This window comes from Sphingomonas sp. R-74633 (assembly GCF_013416555.1).
In the GTDB taxonomy this organism is placed as follows: domain Bacteria; phylum Pseudomonadota; class Alphaproteobacteria; order Sphingomonadales; family Sphingomonadaceae; genus Sphingomonas.
In genome coordinates this window covers 350455-366268 of the sequence record NZ_JACCFG010000002.1, presented here as the reverse complement: position 1 = coordinate 366268, position 15814 = coordinate 350455, and the positions used below count along the sequence as shown (strand labels likewise).

General features: G+C 66.0%; 13 protein-coding genes. 5 read left to right on the top strand and 8 right to left on the bottom strand.

Annotated features, from left to right (window positions below; all coding sequences use genetic code 11):
• The first annotated feature begins 2 nt into the window (after nt 1–2).
• From HZY97_RS07960 to HZY97_RS07950, 3 genes are read left to right on the top strand one after another with little or no spacing between them, the layout of a single operon-like run.
• Nucleotides 3–2522, top strand: a complete 2520-nt coding sequence (locus tag HZY97_RS07960; protein WP_373684318.1) for a TonB-dependent receptor — start codon at nt 3–5, stop codon at nt 2520–2522.
• Between the two features lie 8 nt (nt 2523–2530).
• Nucleotides 2531–3217 carry a tetratricopeptide repeat protein gene (locus tag HZY97_RS07955; protein ID WP_257214955.1) on the top strand — a complete coding sequence of 229 codons (687 nt, stop codon included), beginning with the start codon at nt 2531–2533 and terminating at the stop codon, nt 3215–3217.
• Nucleotides 3211–3894: a Fe2+-dependent dioxygenase gene (locus HZY97_RS07950; protein ID WP_180142311.1), complete on the top strand. Its 684-nt coding sequence runs from the start codon at nt 3211–3213 to the stop codon at nt 3892–3894. Before HZY97_RS07955 ends, HZY97_RS07950 begins: the two co-directional genes overlap by 7 nt.
• Before the next feature lie 58 nt (nt 3895–3952).
• Here HZY97_RS07950 and HZY97_RS07945 read toward each other — a convergent pair whose 3' ends face one another.
• Entirely contained in the window at nt 3953–5089 is a 1137-nt protein-coding gene (locus tag HZY97_RS07945) for a cellulase family glycosylhydrolase (protein ID WP_180142309.1), read from the bottom strand.
• Between the two features lie 146 nt (nt 5090–5235).
• Here HZY97_RS07945 and HZY97_RS07940 point away from each other — a divergent pair, with 146 nt between their 5' ends.
• Together HZY97_RS07940 and HZY97_RS07935 are read left to right on the top strand one after the other, a co-directional pair.
• Nucleotides 5236–6978: an arylsulfatase gene (locus HZY97_RS07940; RefSeq protein WP_180142307.1), complete on the top strand. Its 1743-nt coding sequence runs from the start codon at nt 5236–5238 to the stop codon at nt 6976–6978.
• Nucleotides 6979–7004: 26 nt separating this feature from the next.
• Nucleotides 7005–8495, top strand: coding sequence for a sulfatase (locus tag HZY97_RS07935; protein WP_180142304.1), 1491 nt, complete (start codon nt 7005–7007; stop codon nt 8493–8495).
• A 2-nt stretch (nt 8496–8497) separates the two neighbouring features.
• Here HZY97_RS07935 and virB11 read toward each other — a convergent pair whose 3' ends face one another.
• The 7 genes from virB11 to HZY97_RS07900 form a co-directional block, all read right to left on the bottom strand.
• Nucleotides 8498–9493: a P-type DNA transfer ATPase VirB11 gene (gene virB11 / locus HZY97_RS07930; protein WP_180142303.1), complete on the bottom strand. Its 996-nt coding sequence runs from the start codon at nt 9491–9493 to the stop codon at nt 8498–8500.
• Nucleotides 9486–10463: a TrbI/VirB10 family protein gene (locus tag HZY97_RS07925; RefSeq protein ID WP_180142301.1), complete on the bottom strand. Its 978-nt coding sequence runs from the start codon at nt 10461–10463 to the stop codon at nt 9486–9488. The genes virB11 and HZY97_RS07925 overlap by 8 nt, the downstream gene beginning before the upstream one ends.
• 101 nt (nt 10464–10564) lie before the next feature.
• On the bottom strand, nt 10565–11245 hold the full coding sequence (locus HZY97_RS07920) for a TrbG/VirB9 family P-type conjugative transfer protein (RefSeq protein WP_180142299.1): 681 nt from the start codon (nt 11243–11245) through the stop codon (nt 10565–10567).
• Nucleotides 11242–12006, bottom strand: coding sequence for a virB8 family protein (locus tag HZY97_RS07915; protein ID WP_180142297.1), 765 nt, complete (start codon nt 12004–12006; stop codon nt 11242–11244). The genes HZY97_RS07920 and HZY97_RS07915 overlap by 4 nt, the downstream gene beginning before the upstream one ends.
• Nucleotides 12003–13199 carry a type IV secretion system protein gene (locus tag HZY97_RS07910; protein WP_180142295.1) on the bottom strand — a complete coding sequence of 399 codons (1197 nt, stop codon included), beginning with the start codon at nt 13197–13199 and terminating at the stop codon, nt 12003–12005. Before HZY97_RS07910 ends, HZY97_RS07915 begins: the two co-directional genes overlap by 4 nt.
• The gene (locus tag HZY97_RS07905; RefSeq protein ID WP_180142293.1) at nt 13196–15550 is read right to left on the bottom strand and encodes a VirB4 family type IV secretion/conjugal transfer ATPase; all 2355 of its coding nucleotides are present in this window, start codon (nt 15548–15550) and stop codon (nt 13196–13198) included. Before HZY97_RS07905 ends, HZY97_RS07910 begins: the two co-directional genes overlap by 4 nt.
• On the bottom strand, nt 15529–15813 hold the full coding sequence (locus tag HZY97_RS07900; RefSeq protein ID WP_180142291.1) for a type IV secretion system protein VirB3: 285 nt from the start codon (nt 15811–15813) through the stop codon (nt 15529–15531). The genes HZY97_RS07905 and HZY97_RS07900 overlap by 22 nt, the downstream gene beginning before the upstream one ends.
• Nucleotide 15814 lies beyond the last annotated feature (1 nt).

The window sequence follows — 15814 nt, the reverse complement described above, 5'->3', positions numbered from 1 at the left end:
CCGTGAGTCGAGTTACCACTGCGCGCACGAGCGCGTCCTATCTTGCGCTGGCTTGCGTCGGCTTCATCGCGACCGCCCCCGCTCATGCTGCCGACAACAACACTCCCGTGCCGGCGGATGCCGACAAGGATGCGCAGGACCGCAGCGCGCAGGACAAGGACCAGATCCTAGTCACCGGCACGCGTGCCCCCGAGCTGCAGGGGCCCAAGGCGACCGCAACGGCGGAGAACACGCCGCGCTCGGTCGTGATCCTTCCCAAGGACGTGATCGAGCAGACTGGCTCGACCACGCTGGCCGAAGCGCTGCGTACCGTGCCCGGCATTACCTTCGGCGCGGCCGAGGGCGGCAACCCGATCGGCGACCGCCCCTTCATCCGTGGCTTCGACAGCCAGGGCTCGACCTTTGTCGACGGCGTGCGCGACAGCGCGGCGCAGACCCGCGACGTGTTCGCGGTGGAGCAGGTCCAGGTCGTGCGCGGCTCGGACTCGACGCTGGGCGGCCGCGGCAGCGCAGGCGGTTCGATCAACATCATCACCAAGGTGCCGCAGCAGCGCAACTTCATCACGGCCTCGGCCAGTGCCGGCACCGCCGACTACAAGCACGCCACGATCGACGTGAACCAGTATCTGGGCGGCGGCATCGGTGTGCGCGTCGCGGCGATGTGGCATGATCAGGACTTCGCCGAGCGGGACGCGATCTGGGCACGCCGCTGGGGCGTGGCGCCGTCGATCACGATCGGCCTGGGCAGCGATACCCGCCTGACCGCTTCCTATTATTATCTCGAGAGCCACGAGCTGCCCGACAGCGGCATGCCGTTCCTCTACACGATCGGCAACGCGCCGGGCACGGGCGAGATCTGGACCACTCCGGCAATCGGCCGGATTACTACTGCGGGTGGCGTCAGCGGCACCGTCGAGCGCGACACCTTCTACGGCCTCAAGGACCGCGACTTCCGCGACGCCTATACCCATCAGGCCTCGCTGCGCGTCGAGCACGACTTTGGCGATCTCACCCTGCGCAACAGCTCGCGCTACAGCTATAACGAGCAGAACTACATCTTCCTGCTGCCCGACGACAGCCAGGGCAATGTCTATGGCACCGCGGCGACCAACCCGACCACGGGCGCCGCCGGCACGCGCGGCGACGTGCTGACTGGCGGCTATGTCTGGCGGCGTGGCAACACCCGCTACGGCTATACCGAGACGCTGGGCAACCAGACCGATCTGTTCGGCAGCTTCGATACCGGCTCGGTCAAGCACAGCATCGCGATCGGCGCGGAAGTAAGCTGGGAGAAGGCGCGTCGTGGCGCCTATGTTTCGGCAAGCGGTTCTACGGTGAGCCCACGCTGCAATACCGCGACGATCGCACGCTATTATTGCACCAGCCTGTTCAATCCGAACCCGAGCGACCCCTGGGTAAACTACACCAGCGATACCTCGACGGTGCAGACCCCGATCGTAAAGGGCGATCACAGCGCGGAGACCCAGAACGAGGCAAACACCGTCTCGGCCTATGCCTTCGACTCGATCACGCTGATCCCGTCGCTGATCCTCAACCTCGGTGTGCGTTACGATCACTTCACTTCGAAGGTGACGCCCGGCCTCGCTGCGGGCGCCACGCAGACCGTCACGCTCGAGCGCACCGATGACCTGTTCAACTGGCAGGCGGGCCTGGTGTTCAAGCCGACGCAGAATACCAGCATCTATGCGAGCTACGCGACCGCGGCGACGCCGCCGAACAGCCTGCTGGGCGAAGGTCAGGAGCCGAACGCACTCCCGACCACCAACACCACGGCGAACCTGGCGCTGCTCGACAGCCTGAAGGTCGAGAAGACCAAGAGCTATGAAGTGGGTGCCAAGGCGAGCATCTTCGACGGTCAGCTCGCGCTCAGCGCCGCCGCCTTCCAGACCGATACGGACAACGCCCGCACCACGGGCCCGGACAATACTGTGCAGTTCATCGGCAAGCGCCGCATCCGCGGTGTCGAGTTCAATTTCAACGGCAACGTCACCAAGTGGTTCACGGTGTTCGGCGGCTACACCCATCTCGATCCGAAGATCGTCGATGGCGGCTACACCGCGCTGACCGCCGCGGCGGTTGGCGCACAGGCCGCCAAGGTCGTGCTCGTCCCCTCGGTCACCACTGGCCGCCAGGCGACGCAGACCGCCAAGGACAGCTTCACCTTCTGGGGCGACCTGAAGCCCGCCGGCGGGCTGAGCATCGGTGGCGGTGCCTTCTACACGGGCCGCCAGTTCGGCGGCTATGCCGACAATCGCAGCGCGACGCAGACTGCGGCGGGCGTTGTGACGATCAACCCGGCCACGAAGGTGCTCTCGCGCACCATCCCGGGCTACTGGCGTTTCGATGCCCGCATCGCTTACAAGATCAACGAGCATTTCGATGTGAGCGTCAACGTGAACAACATCACCAACGAGACCTATTTCACCCAGGTCTATTCCTCGCACTATGCCTCGATCGCACCGGGCCGCTCGGCGTTCGGGACGCTGGGGATCAAGTTCTGACCGAAGATTTGGACAGCCTCTCTTCGGAGGAAATCGCCGCCCGCCTCTCCGGTTCGCCGGAGGAGCGGGCGGCGCTCGTTCGGGCAGGTGCCGAAGCCGGTGTCGCCGAGGCGCAGGCGGTGCTCGGCCAGATGCTGCTCGATGACGGGCAGGCGCGCGAGGGGTTCGCCTGGTTCAACAAGGCGGCGGGCCAGGGCCATCCGATGGCGCTCAACATGGTCGGGCGCTGTTATGATCTCGGCTGGGGCACCGCGATCGACAAGGTTCGGGCGGCCGAGTGCTTCCGCATCGCCGCCGAGCGCGGTCTCGAATGGGGCATGTACAATTACGCGACTTCGCTCACGCTCGGCGAGGGATTGACCGAGGACAAGGCGGCGGCGTTAGCCTGGTTCAACAAGGCTGCTGCAATGGGCAACGCCAAGGCGATCAACTATGTCGGCAGTTTCCACGAAGATGGTTGGGTGGTGGCGCGCGACATGGTGAAAGCGGCGGATTTCTACCGGCAGGCAGCCGAAGGCGGCGATTTTCGCGGCGCGTTCAACCATGCCCGGATGCTGCTCGAAGCAGGGCAGGTCGAGGCGGCACGCGGCTGGCTCGCTCGTTGCCGCGAGACTGCGACACCTGCTTTTGTGCAGAAGGCGCGAGACTGGCTGAAGGCGTCGTCCTGGCCCGAACTTGATGCTGCCTTATGCTGATCGCGATACCCGACCTGCTCGACGCCGATGCCCTGGCCCGGCTGCGTGCCATTATCGATGCGGGCGAATGGGTGGACGGCAACGTCACGTCGGGCGCGCAGTCGGCGCTCGCCAAGCAGAACGAGCAGTTGCCCGAAGGAAGCGACGCCCATCGCCAAGGCGGGGCGATCATCCTCGAGGCTCTTGGCCAGTCGCCTTTGTTCTTCGCCGCGGCGCTGCCGCTCAAGGTCTTTCCGCCGCTGTTCAACCGCTATGGCGAAGGCCAGACCTTCGGCACCCATGTCGATAATGCGATCCGCATCCAGCGCGGCAGCGACTTCCGCATCCGGTCCGACCTGTCGATGACCGTCTTTCTCGAGGCGCCAGAAGCCTATGAGGGCGGCGAGCTGGTGGTCGAGGATCATTTCGGCGAGCAGCGGGTCAAGCTGCCGGCCGGCCATGCCGTGCTCTATCCCTCGTCGAGCCTGCATCACGTGACGCCGGTGACGCGCGGGCGCCGGGTGGCGAGCTTCTTCTGGATGCAGTCGATGGTGCGCGATGACGGTGCACGCCGGCTTCTCTTCGACCTTGACCAGAGCGTCCAGCGCCTGACCGGCCAGCTCGGCGGCAGCGATCGATCGGTGATCGAGCTGACCGGCGTGTACCATAACCTCTTGCGAATGTGGGCTGACGCCTAGGACGGCGCGCCCCGAGCGCGCTTCGTCCTGCGTTCTGTATATCGCCGGACAAGTCCGATTATTCGTCCGCCTTGTCGTCCGGCTTGCTCTGAACCCCACCCATGCCGAACGTCTCCGGGATCGGCTTTTCGCGAAGTACCAGCTTCGGGTCCTCGGCGATGGCGCGGGCGTCCTTCAGGCTGACGACCGAACCGTCGGGCCAGAACAGTCCGTTGACCGTGCCGATATGGCGTTGGCGCTGCAGATAGGCGGGCTTCACCATCACCGACCAGAAGAAGGTCGCGACCGGATAGGCATTCACCGTCGATGCCAGCGACGCATAGTCGGGGCCGCGCTCGGCATTGGCGATACCCTTGCCGCCGCGGCCGTTGCCGCCCGGGCGCACCCGCTGCCATTCGGTCAGCCAGACCGGCAGATTGGCTTCCTTGCCGACCGCCATCGCCTGTTCGATCGCATTCTTCATGTCCGCCGGGTCGCGCGGGAAGTTGTTGTGGATTTCGATAATGTCGATGCCGAGCGGGATGAGCGCCTTGGCTTCGCCGATCCGCGCCGTCCCCACCGTCAGCGGGACGCTGCCCTGGAGCGCCTTGGCGGTAGCCAGCATCGCGTGGGTGAAGGGGAGCGTGCCCTTGGCACCGTCCTTGCCGGCGCGCGGTTCGTTCATCACTTCGATCGCGATCAGACGATCGTCCTTGCCATAGCGCTTCATGAACCACTCGACGAAGCCGCGAGGCTCCGCCCAGCCTTCCTCCGGCCCGTTGGCGATCTTGTTGCCGGGCGACTGGATTGAGAAGGCAGTTTTGGGATCGATCGACCACATATGCTCGGGCGTCGGCGCAACGCCGTCATTCTCGAACAGCGAGATCAGGATTCGGATGCCGTGCTTGTGTGAAAGCGCCAGGAACTGGTCGAACTTGGCCTGGAAGTCCGCGGGGTTGGTCTGCCAATATTCGTAGCTCGCCCAGACGCGCAGCGCGTTGAGGTGGATCTTCTGCGCATAGCCAAGGTCGCGATCGATCTCCTTGGCATTGAAATTCTTCCACATTTGCGGCGCGTTATACGCATCCGAGGTGACATAGATGCCGCCGCGGATGTCGGCCTCGCGATCGCGGTGGACGCCTTGCGCGGCCACAGGCATCGCGGCGCCGGCAGCGAGCGCAGCAAGGGCGGCGGCGAACAATCGGGCGCGGATCATCGGATTTCCTCTCGGTGCTGGAAGGGCTCGAGCCCTTTTCTTCGCGCCTGCGTATCAAAAAGGCCTGGCACCGCAAAGAAATATCATATTAATGCGGGCACAACCGATTGCGGCGCATTTTCCAACAAGGCCGCGGGGGAGAGGGAATGAGGAAAGCGTCTTTGTGGCGCGTGCTGCCGCTGCTGGCGGCCACGAGCCTGTCGACACCCGCGACGGCCCAGTCGAGCGCTCCCGCGCCGGTGGCCAGCCCGGCACAGGCCGATACCCGACCGGACGTGATCGTCATCCTGTTCGACGATGTCGGCTTCTCGGATTTCGGCGCCTTTGGTTCGGAGATCCGGACGCCGACGATCGACGCGCTGGCGCAGGCGGGTCTGCGCTTCAACCATTTCGATACGCGTGCCATCTGCGGCGCGTCGCGGGCCGCGCTGCTCACCGGCCGCAACAACCAGAGCGTGGGAATGGAGGATCTCCCGTCCCACGCCAAGGCGCTTTACCCGCACGACAATTCGAAATTCCAGGGCGGGCTCGTGTTGCGTGCGCAGACCGTTGCGGAGGCGCTGAAGGCCGGCGGGTACAATACCTATGCCTTGGGGAAATGGCACCTCACGCCCGGGTTTGTCGGCGGGCCGGGCGACGACGGCGCGCTGAAGGAAACCTGGCCGCGGCAGCGCGGGTTCGATCATTATTACGGCTATATGGGCGGCTGGACCGACCAATGGCATCCCAAGCTGGTCGATGAAGACACGCCGATCGCGGCGCCCGAGACCAAGGGCTATAATCTCACCGTCGATCTGGTCGATCACGCCATCGCTGATCTCAAGGCGGGCAAGGCGAGCGGCAAGCCGAGCTTCCTGTACCTCGCGCTCGGCACAGCGCACGCGCCGATCCAGGCGCCGAAATCCTATATCGACCGGGTCGGCAATCGCTACGCCGGAGGCTGGGACAGGCTGCGCGAGACCCGGTTCGCGCGGCAGAAGCAAGTCGGGATCATACCGGCCGACGCGGTATTGACCGAGCGCTCGTCGGCGGACCCGGCCTGGAGCAGCCTCAGCCCCGACCAGCAGCGTCTATATGCGCATTCGATGGCAGTCTATGCCGCCTTTATCGAACAGACCGACAGTGAGCTCGCACGGCTGATCGCCTATCTCAAACAGTCCGGTCGCTACGACAACACGCTGATCATCCTTGCCTCGGACAATGGTGCCGCCGCCGAGGGCGATGCCGATGGCGGGTTCTGGACGCCGTATCATGACAAGGCGAGCCTGGCGGAACGGCTGGCGCATCTCGACGAGATGGGGTCACCCGGAACCCAGCCGATCTACCAGCGCCCCTGGGCCTGGGCGGGGAACACGCCGTTCCGGCGCTACAAGGTCTGGCCCTATGCCGGGGGTACGCGCGATCCGCTGGTGATCAGCTGGCCCAGGGGGATCCAGGATGCGGGCGGCATCCGCTCCCAGCCGGTCGACATCATCGATCTCGCGCCGACGATCCTCGATGTCGCGGGCGCGCAGTTTGCCGACACGGTGAATGGCGAGAAGCAGATCCCGGTCGCGGGCGCTTCGGTCCGCGCGAGCTTCGCCTCGGCCGATGCCAAGGCTGGCCGGCCGGTCCAGTTCTTCGAGCTGCGCGGCAGCCGCGCGATCCGCTCGGGGCAATGGAAGGCCGTCGCGGTGCACGACAAGGGCAAGCCGTTCGAGCAGGAGCATTGGGAGCTGTTCGACACCAGCAGGGACTTTTCGGAGTCGACCGACGTCTCGGCCCAATATCCCGACAAGGTCGCCGGATTGCAGGCTTTGTGGTGGCAGGAAGCGTCCAAATATGCCGATCCGCCGCTCGCTTATGGGCCGCCCGGCGGCGGACATCCCCAGGGCATCGATCGGCCGTAGGCAGTGACATTCAAGGCAGGTGCGTGATGAAGCGTAGGCAATTTCTCCAGGCGACTACCGCGACGCTGATCGGTGCATCGGGCACCAGCTTCGCTGCAACCAAACGCAAGCGGCCCAATTTGCTCTACGTCTTCGACGACCAGCACCGCGCCGCATCGCTGCCGGGCGAGCCCTACAGCTCGGTGATCGCGCCGGCGCTCGACGCCTTTCGCCGCGCCAATTTCTCGATGGACCAGTGCGTCTCCAACTATCCTTTGTGCACGCCGTATCGCGGCATGTTCATGACCGGGCGCTGGCCCCACCAGACCGGGCTGTGGCGCAACAATGTGAACATCAAGGCGGACGAACTCTCGCTCGGGCGGCTGTTCAAGGGCCAGGGCTATCATACCGCCTATGTCGGCAAATGGCATCTCGGCCATGGCAACAAGTTCATCCCGGTCGGTCCGGATCGCATGGGCTTCGACGATTGGCACGTGTGGGAGAAGACCACCGCGCATTTCGGTTCGTTCACCTATGATCCGGACACGGGCGCCCGCCAGCAGCCCGATGGCTGGTCGCCGATTGCGATGACCGATCAGGCGGTGGGCATCATAGAAGGCCGGAAGCAGGCGCCGGACGAGCCGTGGATGATGGTCGTCTCCTACAACCCGCCGCACCCGCCCTATCAGGCGATTCCGGAGCATGAACGCCCCTATCACTCCGACGATTTCAAGCTGCGCCCCAATGTCCGCTTCTCGATGAAGGACATGGAGAATCCGGTTTCTGCGCTTCGCGACGAAGCCGGGCTGCGCAAGGTGATGCTCGACTATTACGGCGCAATCACCGGCATCGACGAGCAGTTCGCCAGGCTGCTCAAGGCGCTCGACGAGAGCGGGCAGGCGGACAACACCATCGTCGTATTCACCTCCGATCATGGCGAGATGCTCGGCTCGCACGGCCGCATGCAAAAGCAATGTCCGTTCGAGGAAGCGGTCCGCGTGCCATTCATCGTGCGCTATCCGGGCGTCACCAAGTCCAAGGCCAAGTCCGACACGCTGTTCGCCGCGATCGACATCTACCCGACGATCTGCGGGCTGGCTGGCATAGCGGTGCCCAAGCATTGCGAGGGCCGCGACCTGTCGGCGGTGATGCGTGGCGAGCCGCTCGCCAAGGCGCCCGAACATGCCTTCCTGATGAACGCCGACGATGGCGGCAAGGAAGACGATGGCGACGGCCCCGGCCCCGGCCCCGCGCGCAAGTCTCCACCGAACACCGCCCGCTACCCCCCGCTGGTCAATTTGCCGGTGTTTCGCGGGATCCGCACGACGACGCACACTTATGCGGTCGCCGATTCAGGCCGCTGGCTGCTCTACGACAATGTCGCCGATCCCTATCAGCTCAAGAATCTGGCCGCGGACCCCGCGCAGCGGCCGCTGATGGAGCATCTCGATGCGCTGATCCTCGCCTGGCTGAAGGAGACGGGCGACCCGTTCCCTTATGCGGATAAGGTCCAGCAAATGTCGGATTACCCGACCTAAGGTTAGGCGAGCAGCACTTCCGACACACGGCGCCGTCCTGCGACCCGCTCGAGCTGGACATAGACGTCGACCGTGCTGCGCACATAGTGGCGGACATCGTCGCGGCTGAGCTGGGTGCCCGCCTGCAGCACCAGCAACACGATCTGCTCGATCGCGCGTTCGGCGGAATCAGCGTGGACCGAGGTCATCGAGCCGGGATGGCCGGTGTTGATCGCGCGCAGGAAGGTATAGGCCTCTTCGCCGCGCAACTCGCCCAGGATGATCCGGTCCGGTCGCATGCGCAGCGAGGCGGCCAGCAGGTCCGTAGCGTTCACGCGCGCCTCGCCCAGCGCCCCGCGCACCGCGAGCAGGCCGACCAGATTGGCGTGATGCTGGTGCAGTTCGGGCGTGTCCTCGATCAGGATCAGCCGCTCGTCCGCGGGAATTTCGCGAATCAGCGCGTTCAGGAAGGTGGTTTTGCCCGTCGATGTGCCGCCCGAGACGAGGATGTTCTTGCGCGCCTTCACCGCGGTGGCGAGCATCCCGGCAATGTCGCCTACGGCCAGCATGTCGGCCAGGCGCAGGTCGATCTCCGACTTGCCCGGCGTCACGCCGCGCCGGGTATCGGCAAAGGCGCCCGACGCGACATAATCGTCGAGCGCAAGATCGGGCGAGATGTGCTTGCGGATCGCGATCGCCATCGATCCGCGCGTGGCGGGGGGCGCGGCGATCTGCACGCGCGATCCGTCGGGCAGGCTGGCCGAAAGCAACGGGTGCTCGCGGCTGATTCCCTGGTGGGAAAGCGCTGCGATCTGTCGCGCTAGCCTGGCCAGTGTCGCCTCATCGAGGTCCGGCGCCAGGTGCCGTTCCACGCCGCCACCCAGCGACTCTGCCCAGATCTCGCCCGGGCAGTTCACATAGATGTCGGTCACGTCGGTGCGCGCCAATATGCCGGCCAGCGGCGTCAGATAGGCGGTGAGATAGACCTGGGGGTCGAGCGGCACCACGACCTCACTCACGATCCTCGACCCCTGTGAAGTCCAGGTCGCGCGCAACGAAGATCGAGATGCTCGCTGCGGCCTTCACCTTCAACGTCGGCCTGATGTCGTTGCTGTTCTGGGGCGGTGTCGCGCTGGTTCCCATGTTCGGCAGCGCCACGATCACCGAGCTGTCGGCGGCGCGCGAGGCTAGGTTCACGCCCACGTTGAGCGCCGATTGCAGGATCGCGCCGGCGAAGCGCGCGAAGAAGTGGGAGTTCACGCTTGCCTTGATGCCGCCCTGGCCGAGCGGATCGGTTGCCGGTGAGTTGATGGCGATCGTAACCCCGTCCGGGCGGATCAGGCGGGTCCAGTTGACCAGCATTCGCTTCTGGCCGTTCTGCGTGTCCGCGCCGAATTCACCGATCAGGCGGCTGCCCCGCGGGATCAGCACGCGGCTGCCGTCGAAGCCCCGAATATCGCGCGAGACCAGCGCGCGGGCGAGGCCCGGACTGGTCGAGTCGAGCGCGGTTTCGAGTACTGCGGGGATCAGCGTGCCCTGGGGTACCGTGGTCGCGCGGTTGGCAAGCACGCCCACGCCGGTGCGCGTGCCGGAGACGCCGGGCTTGGCGGCCGGTTCTCCATCCGCTGGTGGGCGGCGGCCGGAATTGCCGGAAGTGGAGTCGATCACCAGCGCCGGCTCCCCGGCGGCGCGTGCGGGCGCCGGCTGCTCCTGTGCCGGTGGAGGCGTCTGATAGGCGGGGGGCGAATAAACGGGCGGCTGCGGCCGGACTGCCGGCAAGGATGGCAGGACGGGAGACGGCACGGGCGACGGAAGCGCCAAGACGGGGGCGGGCTCCGGCGCAGGCGGAATGAACAGGGGCGCGATTTCGGAAGGGGTGGAAAGCGCTTCGCCGGTACGCGGATGCACCGCCGGGGCGCTCAGCGTCCGCCGGCGTGCGTCGAGAGCCACGAACAACACCAGGCCAAGCCCGATTGCCACGAGCGCCATCACCCAGGCGGGCGCGCCGCCGCGTGCGCGCGCCACGGTAGGGAGCGTTGTCCGATCCGCGACGTCGCGCGGATCACCGACTGGGGGCGAGGCCGATGCCATCAGGGTTGCTGCACGACGCGCACCGCCCGCGCCTTCTGCTTGTCGATCCGGAAGATCAGCGCATCCTGCACGCTGTCGATCACCATCCGCCCGTCGCGCATCATGCCGTTGATCAGCGTCTCCTTCCCCTGACCATTCAGTGCGTAGATCGCCGGAAGCGCCTTGTCCTCGGGCCATTCGATATAGGTGTGGACGCCATCGTCATGGATGCCGCTCGGTCGTAGTGTCTCCTCGCCGCGCACCTTGTAGCGGCCGACGACCTTGTCGCCGGCAGCGCCCGGACTTTGGGCACCGGCGCCGGGATAGCGAAAGCGCACGGACCATGCACTGGCCACACCAATGCCGGGGACAAGTTCGAAATTATAGAGCCGCGTGTCGGTCACCACGGCCATGTTGGTGGTGATGCCCGCCACGGTCGGCTTGATGAAAAGCCGGTCCCCACGGCGGTTCGCGCTTACCTGCCAGGCGCCGCTGTCGCCCAGGGCGACATTCTCGATATGCTCGTCCGCGGCGAGCTCGATCGTTGCCTGGTAGCCCGGCGCGACTTCGACGCGGATGACTTGCTCGGGCCTGTAGTCGACCAGCTGGATATGCGCGTCGCCGGCATCGGGTTGCGGGGTCACTTGCGCAGCGGCGACACCGGGCGGCAGGGCAAGCAGGAGCGCAAGGGTATGTTTCATGGCGCTGTCCCCGTCGCGGCCTGTGCCTCAGCAGGCGTTGGGGTGACTGCAGGGGGCGGGGAGTGTTCCGGTTCGACGGCAGGCAATGCCTCGGCGTTGCGCTGATAGCGCGTCACTCCGAAGCCGAGCGGGTTCACAAACCTGTCCTCAAGCCGGAGCGGTTCGCCCGAATAGCGATAGTGGAGCACCGCGACCCAGGCGTTGGCCGGCTGCACCGTGCCGCCCGCGTCGTGCCGCACGGTCTCGAAGCGCACCATCGCCGCATTCCCGCCCATCGGCGAAACGCTCTTCACGCGTGTCTCGATCTGCGTCGTGCGCCGGTACCGGTTGAGCGGGCTATCTGGGTTCGATGCCTGCATGCCCGCCACATAGGCGCTGCGTGCAGGGCCTTCGGACCAGAGCGACACCTTGCGGTAACTGGATTGGAGCGCGGTCGCGTCGAAGCTTTCACGCGCGATCACATATTGGACGAGGAACGACTGGGTGAGCGCCTTGTCCGGCGCGATCGTCTGCACGTCCAGCGGCTTGAGCGCCTGCACGAAGCCGGTCTGGCGATCGACGAGCAGGGTATAGGGTTCCACCGTCTTGAGCGGTGTGAGCACGATCAGCGCCATGGCCTCGAGCAGGGCAACCGAGCAGGCGACGCCGGCGACGACCCAGGCAACGCGGCGGGATCGGCCAAGCATGTCCTGGCGATCCTCGGCCCAACTGCCGGCCTCGCGATAATAGGCGTCCAGCGCCTCGCGCGCCTTGTGCTTCATGTTCCCGAATCCCGTCGTGTGGCGTTGGCCGAGACCCGGGTGCGGGTCCGGCGGCTGGTCTGGCCGAGCGGCGTGGCCTTGCCCGGTGTGATCCCGCGCAGATTGGTGGCGTCGGGCAGGCGTGCGGTGGGGTTGCCCGCAGAGGCGGCGGGCGCGGCCTCTCTCCGCTGGGTACGCGACACGGCTTCGGCCACGGCCTCTGCGCGCGATTGATGCGCAGCAGGCGGCTGATGGCTTCGCTCGGATGTACTTTGAACGAACCGCTCGGCGCCGGCAGCGCTGGCCACGATGCGCTCCGTCATGCCGCGCCACACCACGCCCATCCGGAAGCCCATCGCGACGCGTGCGGCCATGCCCAGGCCGCCGAGCATCGTCAGGCCGAAGGCGAAGGCCGTGACGAACAATTCGGTCATTGCCGCGTCGGCCGAGGGGCCTGTCACACGCCGGGAAAGCAAGTCGGTGAGCCAGGGTTCGAGCAATGCAAGCTCGGCGCCGAGCAGGATGGTCACGGCCACTGCCCCCAGCGCCGCGGCGACCAGCGCACGGATCCAGCCCTCGAACAGGCTGCGCGAGCCCTCGAAGAGCAAAAGCAGGATGAAGAACGGACCGAGCGCCAGCAGCAGCCCGGTGACCAGGCGGACGGAGGCATAGGCAGCGATCGTCGCCACAAGGAAGGTAACCCGCGCCGTACCGAGCGCAAAGGGATCGATCACGCTGATCGGCTCGGCCGGAGTGCGCGTGGCAGCGGCCGGCTGGCCTTTTGCGGCGGGTGGGCGGAGCGCGTTGAGCGCGATCAGCGCGTCATCGACCTGTTGCAGGCGCTCGACCAGATCGCCCGTGGTGCCCGGCATGTCGGCGCCCGCGCCGGCGCTCGCCACGAGCTCGGCCGGCGCGTGCATCGCCACATCATAGGCGAGCGTGCGATAGGCGCTCCAGCTGGTGACAAGCGCCAGCACGATACCGATCTTGGCCACGGCCAGCACGCCCTCGCGCACATTGGGCGTGTCGCCAAAAACCAGCCGATAGCCGAAAAAGGCAACGGACAAAGTGAGCAATCCCGTGCTCAGCAGCGAGAAGGACGATCCCGGCACCGCCGCCTGATAGCTGGCGGCGCCGATCGTCCGCGCCTGGCAGTCGACAAAGCCAAGGACGCTCTGCAGATAGGCGCTTTCGACGATGCCGGGGCAGCTCATGCGAGCTCCACCAGCCGGGGCAGCCACGCCGCCGGATCCTCGCCATGCTCGGCGCGGATCTGGTCGAGCAGCCGCACCGTGCGTTCGCGGCCCGAGAGCACGGTGAGCAGTTCGCGCTCGCCGCCCAGGTTCAACCGCGCGACGACGCTTTCATTGCCATGCTTGATCAGGAAGCAGCGCGCGCTGTCGGGCAGGGTGCGCACCAGCTCATATTCATGCTCGGTCAACCCAAAGCCTTCGACATAATCACTATGCCGCGCCTTTGAATTGGCCATGAAGATCTGGGTCGCCGCCTGCTCGATGATTGCGCTGGCGATGCGGCTCTCGATCGCGTCCTGCGCGCTTTGGGTTGCGAAACCGACGATGCCGTTCCGCTTGCGGATCGTCTTTTCCCAGTCCTTGATCCGGCGAACGAACACGTCGTCGTCAAGCGCTTTCCAACCTTCATCGACCACGATGATCGCCGGCGTGCCGTCGAGCCGCTCTTCGACCCTGTGGAACAGGTACATCATAGCGGGGGTGCGCACGGCGGGGTCGTCAAGGATCTGGGTCATGTCGAAGCCGACCGTGTGGGCAGTCAGGTCCGTCAGGTCGGTTTCATTGTCGAACAGCCAGGCGCGCTCGCCTTCGCCCCACCAGGGACGCAGCCGTGCCCACAGGTCTGCGGCGTGCGGGCGATGGCTGCCGCGGAACAGCTGGGCAAGATGACGCAGGCGGCGCTGCTCCAGCGGCTGGCCATAATTGGCGTCGATCGCATCCTTGATCTGGGCAATCTCGTCGATGTCCGCGCCGCCCGCGAGCAGCGCCACCCAATCGATCAGGAACTGGCGGTTGGCCGGCTCGTCGGCAATCTGGAGCGGGTTGAGGCCCGAGGGCGTGCCGGGGCGCAACAGGTCGTAGCGCCCGCCTACCGCGCGCAGGAACGGCTCCGCGCCGCGGTCCTTGTCGAAGAAGATGATGCGCGGGCTGAACTTGCGCGCCTGGGCGAGCAGGAAGTTGAGCACCACCGTCTTGCCCGAGCCGGACGGGCCGATCACGGTGAAATTGCCCAGGTCGCCATGGTGGAAGTTGAAGTGATAGGGACCGGCCGCCGTGGTCTCCAGCAAGGTCACTGCCTCGCCCCAATGATTTCCCGCCGCCTTGCCATGGGGTAGATTGTGGCCATTGGCGAAGCCGGCGAAATTGGCGGTCGAGATCAGGCCGCGCCGGGCGATATATTTGAAGTTTCCCGGAAACTGCGCCCAGAAGGCGGGCTCGAGCGCGATTTCCTCGCGCACGGCGATGATGCCCATCTCGGCAAGCGTTGCCTGGACTTCGGCGACGCCTTGGTCAACCTCCTCCAGGCTGTGCCCGCGCACCGCGATCGTCATGTGATGCTCGCCAAAGCCGGCGCGGCCGGCGGCGACCTCATCCTTGGCGCCGGAAAGCTCCGCCCGCAGGCTTACCGCCTCGTCCTCCGCCGAGCGCATGCGCCTGAGCGTCAGGTTCATACGCGCGAGTGCCGCCTGGCGCTCGACAAAGGCAAAGCTCTGCGAGAGCGTGATCTCGAAGGGCAGGCGAAGCAGTTCGTCGAGCATGCCCGGGGCCGATTGGCCGGGATAGTCTTTGATCGAGACCATGGCGGCGAAGCTGCGGGGAGAGTCGCCGGCGGGGCCGAACTCGATGGCTTCCTGCCCAAAACTGATGCGGCGATAGGGGAGATAGGCGCCGAGATCCTGCATCGGCAGCAGCACCGGCCGGACCTCGCCGTGATAGAGGGAGGACAGGAATTCGAGCGGTTCGGAGCAATTGCCCTGCGCGGCCTGATAGACCGAGAGAAGCCGCGGCTCGTAGCTGCCAAGCGTGGCGATCAGCGCCTCGCGCGCCGTATCGAGGGCGCGCAGATCCTGTACGGTGTTGGCCGTGGCCGAGCTGCCGCGCAGTCGTTCGAGCAGGCCCATGCGCCCCTGAAGCGGCCGGCGCACCAGCGTCAGAAACAGGTCGTTGGTGTAGAGCCTGCGCTCGGCAAGGCGGGCCTGCCACGCCGCGTCGAGCTGGGCGGAGAAAGCATCGGGAAATTCGGCATCGAGCGTGGGTTCGATCGCGCGCCGGACGACATGGTAGTAGACTGCGAAGCGCGATGAGCCGATCGACTGGAGCATCGCATCGCGCAGCCGCTTGCGATAGTTCAGCTCCTCGGTGTCCGCCGTCTCGAACAGCAGGCCGCGCAGCTGGATCACCTGCATCAGCATGCCGTCGCGTGTCTCGATCGTGCGATCGTCGACGTGGCGCGCATAGGGCAAATGCCGTCCGGCTGGTGCCTCGTTCGCCACCACCCTGGGGTCGCGGGTCAGGGCCGGTAGGAGTTGCATTGCCAGATCTTGTGGTTGCGTACGCGCGGACAGCGGCTGACTCGCGCCAGCCATAGATCGAAGAAGCGCGGCTCGCGCAGGCAGGCGAGCACGCCGATCAGATGCACCGCCAGGGCTGCGACCAGCGCCCATATCGATTTGAAGATCAGGAACAATTCGGTGGCGATGATCGCGTTGGCGACGAAATAGCTATAAGTCACGCCCGCAAACATCTGCGGACGCGTGAGCGCGACGAAGAGCGGATCGCGCTCCAGCCCGTTCATT